This window comes from Enterococcus viikkiensis (assembly GCF_005405345.1).
Lineage (GTDB): Bacteria > Bacillota > Bacilli > Lactobacillales > Enterococcaceae > Enterococcus_A > Enterococcus_A viikkiensis.
Genome location: NZ_BJDW01000038.1, coordinates 1 through 8554 on the forward strand (window position 1 = coordinate 1; position 8554 = coordinate 8554).

At 40.8% G+C, this 8554-nt stretch carries 6 protein-coding genes; 2 read left to right on the forward strand and 4 right to left on the reverse strand.

The window, feature by feature from the left end; translation table 11 throughout:
* Window positions 1–146: 146 nt before the first annotated feature.
* The 4 genes from FFM67_RS12080 to mdxK form a co-directional block, all read right to left on the reverse strand.
* Window positions 147–938 (reverse strand): metallophosphoesterase, encoded by a 792-nt coding sequence (locus FFM67_RS12080; RefSeq protein WP_137614789.1) that lies wholly within the window; start codon window positions 936–938, stop codon window positions 147–149.
* A gap of 86 nt (window positions 939–1024) precedes the next feature.
* Entirely contained in the window at window positions 1025–2032 is a 1008-nt protein-coding gene (locus tag FFM67_RS12085) for a LacI family DNA-binding transcriptional regulator (protein ID WP_137614790.1), read from the reverse strand.
* Window positions 2033–2054: 22 nt separating this feature from the next.
* A complete protein-coding gene (gene pgmB / locus FFM67_RS12090) occupies window positions 2055–2714 on the reverse strand; it encodes a beta-phosphoglucomutase (RefSeq protein WP_137614791.1) in 660 nt (219 codons plus the stop codon).
* Window positions 2707–4992 (reverse strand): maltose phosphorylase MdxK, encoded by a 2286-nt coding sequence (gene mdxK, locus FFM67_RS12095; protein ID WP_137614792.1) that lies wholly within the window; start codon window positions 4990–4992, stop codon window positions 2707–2709. Before mdxK ends, pgmB begins: the two co-directional genes overlap by 8 nt.
* Before the next feature lie 229 nt (window positions 4993–5221).
* Between mdxK and FFM67_RS12100 the strand changes: the two genes are divergently transcribed.
* The gene (locus tag FFM67_RS12100) at window positions 5222–7396 is read left to right on the forward strand and encodes a PTS transporter subunit IIBC (protein WP_137614794.1); all 2175 of its coding nucleotides are present in this window, start codon (window positions 5222–5224) and stop codon (window positions 7394–7396) included.
* A gap of 48 nt (window positions 7397–7444) precedes the next feature.
* Window positions 7445–8236, forward strand: a complete 792-nt coding sequence (locus FFM67_RS12105; RefSeq protein ID WP_137614793.1) for an endonuclease/exonuclease/phosphatase family protein — start codon at window positions 7445–7447, stop codon at window positions 8234–8236.
* Window positions 8237–8554: the final 318 nt, after the last annotated feature.

Here is an 8554-nt window from a genome sequence, read left to right on the forward strand (position 1 = left end):
CGACGAAGCAGAAGGAATTATATGAGGCGTTAGGGGTTGCCCCTCCCTCGTTATAAATTCCGGGAATTCAGGTTACATTAAGCAAAAAATACGGGCATAAAAAGAGTTTGGAAGTTTTCCTGTGAAGGATCGCTTTCAAACTCTTTTTAAATATGGAAATATAAAATTTCGGGAATCACGCGAAAACGCAAGGGCGGACCCGTTGTGCCTAACCCGGTATTCACAACGAGGCTAGTGGTGGCCGTCAATTTGTAAACTCCTTGATCGTAGGTTTTTGAGCCAAAATTTTTGTAAGTGAATAGCGGGAAGCGGATTTGCCCACCATGACTATGTCCTGCTAAGATCAAATCAAAGGGTGAAAGCTCTGGCAACTGTTTCACTTGATCCGGCTCATGAACCATCAGGATTGAGAAATAAGTTTTAAATGGAGTGACCGAATAATCGGGGGTGCCTTCTTGGCTATCATCAATTCCCGTTAGGCTCAGCTGGTCCACTAGTGTGCTTTGGTTCGTAAGCAAAGTAAAGCCGCCTGCTTCAAGCAATTGACTGACGGCATTACTGCCATCCGAACGATAGTCGTGATTTCCAAGAATAGCGAATTTTCCTTTTGGTGCTTGAATGTTGGCTAATTGTTGGATGATTTCTTGGGTATCCCGGCTTTGCCAATACTTATAATTTTCAATTAAATCGCCCGTGAATAAAACGATATCTGGTTCTGCTTGATTAAGCTTTTTCACGATTTTATCAAACCGCTTAGGCGAATAAAAAGAAGAGAAGTGACTATCGCTGATTTGAGCGATCGTCAGGCCCTTTTTCTTTCCTGCTTCAACATGTAATGCAGCTGCGTTCTTCGTGACTTTAAAATGTTTTTCCACTAAACGGTAGGTTTGATAATGACAATAGAGTAAAGCTAGGATCATAAGAATCAAGACCAACATCCGCGACAGCACCTTTCCACATTTTTTGCTAGTATAAACAAAATAACGACTTGCCTCAAGCTGGGCAAGTCGCTTTTAATGATTATTTAAATTGAACGAACTGTTTCTCGTTGAACTAAGTGATGTGGTACAACGAGTTGTACGCCGCTAGATTGTTTTTGTTCAATCTGCTCCATGAGTTTTTGTGTTCCTAAACGTCCTAGATCCGAAATATCAATATCGATCGTCGTTAAATAGGGATGAACTAGTGTTGCGAAAATCGAATTATTGAAACTAATAACAGACAAATCGTCGGGAACCTTATAGCCATGTAGTGTTGCCAATTGGATCATTCGTAAGGCAAAGATATCATCAATAACGACAAGTGCCGTGGCGCCAGTGGCCTTGATTACTTCCGGAAATTGTGTGTAATCTTCTGGGTGCAACATTGTTAATGGTTGATGTGTTGGAAGGCCTTGAAGCATCATGGCTTCCTGATAGCCAAAATAACGTTCGAAAAAGATTACTTCTTGATTGACATTAGAGGCGAATAAAATATTTTTATGACCTTTCTCAATCAAATGTTCCGTAGCTTGTTTGCCTAATAGTTGATTATCGTTATCTACGTAAACGATATCAGCCTCACGTTTGGCGGGTCGCCCAATCAACGTAAATGGTACTTGGTTTTGAAAAAGATAGTCTGAAACTGGATCATCTTTTTCTGAATAAGCTAAAATAAACCCATCGACTTGTTTTTGTCGATGCATACGAATGACATTTTCCAGTAAAGTAGCACTGTTTTCTGCCGAAGCAACAGCAGTTGTCACTTGAAACTCCGCTGCCGTTGCATTGACTGCATTGAGCAATTCTAAATAAAGGGGATTGCCTAAACGCTCCCGCGAATCCAATGGCGGTAAAATTACCCCTAAGGAATTCGCCCGTTGTTTACCTAGGTTGCGAGCCGTAATATTTGGAAAATAGCCCATGTCATCCATAATCTTACGGACGCGTTGTTTCGTTTCAGACGAGATACTAGGATGATCATTGATTACACGCGAGACAGTCGAAGGAGAGACTTTCGCTTTTTTTGCCACGTCTTTTACGGTTGCTGTCATTTTCTGCTCTCCTTTCTTAATATTAGTTCTGCCAATGTTTTTTTAGAAAATCAATTGTTAACGCGTTGGTCGAGGTAACTAGAGCAATATCATCGCCAAGCTGTTGGGCCTTGCCGACACCAATTGGCAGTGCACCACTGGCTTTGATCGCAGTGATTCCAGCTTGAGCGTCTTCGATTCCGATGCAATCTTCTGGCCGTAAGTTTACAACTTCTGCAGCCAAAATAAAAATATCCGGTGCAGGCTTTCCAGCTTTGATCGTAGCAGGATCGGCGATGCCGTCGAAATACTTAGTCAGTTTCATTTGCTTTAATAGAAATGGCCCGTTTTTACTAGCGGAAGCCAAAGAAATTTTGATTCCTGCCTGTTTTAAATCCGTCAATAAGTCTAAGATCCCAGGGTAGACATCCTTAGGGGAGACCGCCTGAATCATTTCTACATAGTTATCGTTTTTACGTTTCGCTAATTGATCAAATTCTTTCTGAGAAAAGTCATTTTCTCGTTTTCCGTGGGTTAGGATCAAACGTAATGAATCTTCGCGGCTGACACCTTTTAGTTTTTCATTAAATGCACGATCGATAGTGATCCCTAATTCATCTGCCAGTTTTTTCCATGCCAAGTAATGATATTCGGCGGTATCTGTAATGACGCCATCCAAATCGAATAAGACTCCTTTAAACATGTGATTCCTCCTGTTTAAGAGAAACAGTTAGCGTATTCTCTAACGTAATTTCTTTCCCATAAAGCATCATAGCCAATGCCGATCCATCTTTCAAGTCGATTGTCACTTCTTTTTGATTAACTGATACGGCTAACAAGCGACCACGATAGTTTACATGGAAAGAGTAGTCTTTCCATTCCTTCGGCAGGATTGGAGCAAAGCTAAGTTCTCCGGTGCTGGTCTTCATTTGAGCGAAGCCTTGAGCGATCGCTAACCAGCTGCCTGTCATTGAAGTGATGTGAAGACCATCGTCAGTATCGTTGTTGTAATTGTCAAGGTCTAAACGAGCTGTTCGTTGGTACATCTCCATTGATTTGTCCGTCAAACCTAATTCTGCGGCTAAAATGGCATGAATCGAAGCAGAAAGAGACGATTCATGAACTGCCATCGGCTCGTAGAATTCAAAGTTCTTCCGTTTCTCTTCCATTGTGAATTGATCGCCAAAATAATAGATTCCTTGTAAAACATCGGCTTGCTTAATGAAGCAAGAACGTAGAATTTTATCCCATGACCAATGTTGATTCAGCGGACGTTCTGCCGGATCAAGTTCAGAAGTAGGCATTAGATCCTTGTCTAAGAAGGTATCATGCTGTACGAAAATTCCCAGTTCTTCATCCGTTGGGTAATACATTCGAGCGACAATATCCTGCCATTTCGCTTGTTCCTCTGGTGTAATCGTGACCGTTGTTTGAGCTTGGTATTTTTTATAATTTTCTAGCGTATAAGACAATACCCAAGAAGCGATATAGTTTGTGTACCAGTTGTTATTGATATTGTTTTCATATTCGTTGGGGCCTGTAACACCGTGGATCATGTATTTTTGCTGACGTTTAGAAAAATGGACACGATCGGCCCAAAAACGAGCGATCTCCGTCAATACTTCCAAACCTTCTTTTTGAATGTATTCTTCATCACCGGTGTAAGTAGTGTAATTATAAATGGCGTAAGCGATCGTTCCGTTTCGATGAATTTCTTCAAAGGTGATTTCCCATTCATTGTGACATTCGACCCCAGTGAAGGTCACCATTGGATACAAGGCACCTTTTAAGCCTTGTTGCCGCGCGTTGTGCTGTGCTTCTGGCAATTGATTGTGGCGATATTTTAATAGGTTTTTCGTAACATTAGGATCAGCAATGCCCAGATACATTGGTACGGCATAGGCCTCCGTATCCCAATAAGTCGCTCCGCCATACTTTTCGCCAGTAAAGCCTTTTGGTCCGATATTCAAACGGGGATCTTCGCCGTAATAAGTAGAGAAGAGTTGGAAAATATTAAAACGAATGCCTTGTTGAGCTTCATCATCACCATTGATCAAGACATCGGCTAAGGTCCAACGATCGGTCCAAGCATTGTTTTGCTCTGCTAATAGGTCTTCATAAGAAGCGTTGTATTCTTTAAGCAAAGCCATCGCTGTTTCTTTTTGCTCTGCTTCTGGCACATCACGACTCGTTAGAATCACGACACGTTTTTCCAATTGGATGGGTTGGTTTGCTTTTAGGTCATAATTGAAACTTTCAGCGACTTCTAATTTGGCATCTTGTTGTAGTCCGGTTGATGAAGTTAAATGCTTCATGGCACCTGTCACGGAAAATTGTTCAATCTCGAAATTATTTGGTACAGTTTGAGTGGTTAAGAAGCTGATATCTTCTTGTTGTCCACGTTTTTTTTCGAGCCAGAACATCTCCTCATAATTGCTGTCCACATTTTGCACATTATTATCCAGTTTAGAGACCACTTTTAGATGGGCGGCTCCTGATAGACTTTCAGCAGTCAGACGAATAACCGCTAATTCCTTTTTGACGATACTTAAGAAACGTTGGAAAGTAAAACGAACTTTAGCGTCATCAATTGTAACGACAAAGCTGCGAGTCAGAACACCATTTTTCATATTTAATTCCAAATAAAAGTCTGCTAACTCGTCTACAGCAAGATCGATTTCATGATCATTCACGTATAATTTCATTTGTAAGAAATCCATCGCGTTGATGACTTTACCAAAGTACTCCGGGTACCCATTTTTCCACCAACCTACTCGTGTTTTATCAGGGAACCAAATACCAGCTAGATAGGTTCCTTGATGATGGGTACCGCTGTAGCTTTCTTCAAAATTTCCACGCATCCCCATGTAACCGTTACCGATGCTGGTTAGCGACTCCTGCAAGCAGCGGTTTTCTCTATCTAAGTGTGTAGTGCTGATTTTCCAAGGATCGATTTCAAAAAGACGTTGAACTTTATTCATGATAGTCCTCCTTAAGTTTTCTTAGCCTTATCATAAACGCAATCGGTTGCGCAAGTCAAGTGTTCGACTATGAATTGTAAAATATTCAGTAGGCAAACAATAAATTTCAAAATATAATTATTTAATTGGAAGAGTTTACAAAGTAGAGTAATGAGTATATAATGCAATGTAACGAAACCGATTGCGTTAAATTTCGTCATCGAAAATAGGAGGAACAAGCATGAAGGGGATCAAAAAGATTTTTAGTTTTGAGTTTTGGCAAAAATTTGGGAAGGCCTTGATGGTGGTAATTGCGGTTATGCCAGCAGCTGGTTTGATGATCAGTATTGGAAAATCACTACCATTGATTGATGCAAACCTAGGATGGTTGGTGACAACCGGTGGTGTGATTGAAAACATTGGTTGGGCGATCATCGGCAATCTTCATTTACTATTTGCGTTAGCGATAGGCGGTAGTTGGGCGAAAGAACGTGCGGGTGGTGCATTTGCAGCGGGGCTATCATTCATTTTAATTAATCGAATTACCGGTGCGATTTTCGGCGTGACTGCTGAGATGTTAGCGGATCCTAATGCGATAACCCATACCTTATTCGGACAAAAAATTATGGTGGATGGGTATTTCACTAGTGTTTTAGAAGCTCCAGCGTTGAATATGGGGGTTTTCGTCGGGATTATTGCTGGGTTTGTTGGAGCGACTGCCTACAATAAATATTATAACTTCCGTAAATTACCAGAAGTTTTGACTTTCTTCAATGGAAAACGGTTTGTCCCGTTTGTTGTCATTCTTCGCTCTGTGATCGTTGCTCTGGTTTTGGCGTTCATTTGGCCAGTGATTCAAACAGGGATCAATGACTTTGGTAAGTGGATTGCCAATTCTCAAGATACGGCACCGATTTTGGCTCCTTTCTTATATGGAACGCTTGAACGGCTGCTTCTCCCGTTTGGCTTGCACCATATGTTGACGATTCCGATGAACTATACGCAACTAGGTGGAACCTATGAAATTTTGACTGGTGCACAAGCGGGCAGCCAAGTGTTTGGTCAAGATCCGTTGTGGTTAGCGTGGGCAACCGACTTAGTCAACTTGAAAAACAATGGCGATATGTCACAGTATCAACATGTATTGACGCAATGGACACCCGCTCGTTTCAAAGTTGGTCAAATGATCGGTTCTACTGGTATCTTAATGGGAATGACGTTAGCGATGTATCGCAATGTTGACCCTGATAAGAAGAAAAAATACAAATCGATGTTCCTTTCTGCCGCGGTTGCGGTGTTCTTGACCGGTGTTACAGAACCTTTGGAATTCATGTTCATGTTTGTAGCAGTCCCGCTCTATGCCTGCTATGCCGTGATTCAAGGGGCCGCCTTTGCGATGGCAGACTTGATTCATTTACGGGTTCATTCATTTGGAAATATTGAATTGTTGACCCGCGTGCCGATGGCAATTCGGGCAGGGTTAGGAAATGATTTATTGAATTTCGTCTTAACAAGTATTGCCTTTGGTGTATTCACTTATTTCTTCGCAAACTTTATGATTAAGAAATTCAATTATGCGACTCCAGGAAGAAATGGGAATTATGAAGTAGACAACGACGACAGTGTTAGTGATGGAAGTAATGGAACAGCCTCAGCAGATTCTCAGATCGTAAAAATTATTAACTTATTAGGTGGTCCGCAAAACATTACCGATGTTGATGCGTGTATGACCCGTTTACGAGTGACGGTTGCTGATAATGGGGTGGTAGGCAATGAAGAGGCTTGGAAAAAGGCTGGAGCAATGGGGTTATTAGTAAAAGATAACGGAGTTCAAGCAGTGTATGGTCCAAAAGCGGATATTTTGAAATCAGATATTCAGGACCTCTTGGACTCGGGAGCGACCATTCCAACTAGTGACACGCAGCCGGTAACAGCTGAGCCTGAAAAATCAGCAGTTGTCTTTAAAGGGGCGCATCAAGAATTTGTAGCTCCTGCCAACGGGGAACTGATTCTCATTGATCGTGTTCAAGATGAAGTCTTTTCACAAAAAATGATGGGCGAAGGGTTTGCTGTCATTCCAGAAAATGGTGAGATAGCAAGTCCGGTCGCCGGTACGATTGTTTCAATTTTCCCAACTAAACACGCAATCGGGATCAAGACTGATGATGAAATCGAAGTGTTGCTGCATATGGGGATCGACACTGTTGATCTTGGTGGTGAAGCATTTGAGATTAAGGTCCGTGAAGGTGAGAAAGTAAAAGCAGGGAAAATCGTAGCAACTGCCGATTTGGCTAAGATTCAAGCAAGCGGTAAAAAGACGACGATGATCGTTGTGTTCACAAATGGTGACAAGATTGAAGATTACCATTATGATAAAACTGGACTTGTTTCTCGTGGGGAAACGATTGGAAAGTTTGATTATTAAAGTGAGGCGAGAAGGATCAAAGTATTAACTCTAAACACGCATAGCTGGATGGAAGCGGATGATCAACGACAAATTCACGTATTGGCACAACGAATCGCTAAAGAAAAGTATGACCTTGTGGGTTTGCAAGAGGTAAATCAAGGAATTGCAAGCCCATTGGTAACTGTCGATAGCTATTTTCAACCAACGGAAAAACAGCAAGCGATTCGTCAAAATAATTTTCTGTTTTGCTTGACCGAGCATTTAAAAGAACTGGGCTGTTACTACTATTGGAATTGGAGTTATAACCATATCGGCTATGATCGTTTTCATGAAGGAATTGGTTTGCTATCTAAAACGCCCTTAATAGTAGAAAGCCATTTTGTTTCAAAAAGTTCTAATCCGGCTGATTACCATACAAGGAAAGTAGTGATTGGCGAAACGACCGTGAATCAAGAACAAATAGTAATCGCGAATGTACATCTTTCTTGGTGGCGGGGCTTTGATGATTCTTTTGCACCCGAATGGCAAACGTTAGAAGAAAAGTTGAAAGCAAAAAGCGGTTCTTTATTAGTTGTTGGAGATTTTAACAACGATGCTAAAAAGATCAATGAAGGATATGACTTGGTGACAAAAAGTTCTTTAGATTTGCAAGACGCCTTCGTAGCGGCAAAAAAGACAACCGGAGAATGTACAGTTGAAGAAGCGATTGATGGCTGGGCTCAGAATCGATCAGGTTTAAGGATTGATTATGTGTTCGCTAGTAAAAAATTTGAAATAGCCAGCTACAAGGTTGTTTTTGATGACGTCAACGATATTAAGATTAGTGACCATTTTGGAATAGAAGTAACGATGGACTAGCGATTTGCTAGTCCGTTTTTCATTATACTGAAATTATTTTGAAAAAATGATGAAAAGTGTTTGACATTATATTTCAGTATGATATTATCAATAACGTTGTTAAGACAAGTTGCTATGACAACGAAAAATAATGTTTGACAAACTTTTTGCTGGATGTTATGATTTCAAAGTTGTCATTTGAGTTTCAAATGAGTTTCAAAACTTTTTCAAAAATTAATTGAAAAAAAGTTGTTGACATTCACTCAGTAACCTGTTATGATATAAAAGTTGCTGAAACAAAGCGACAAACAACGTAGACCTTTGAAAACTGAACGAATA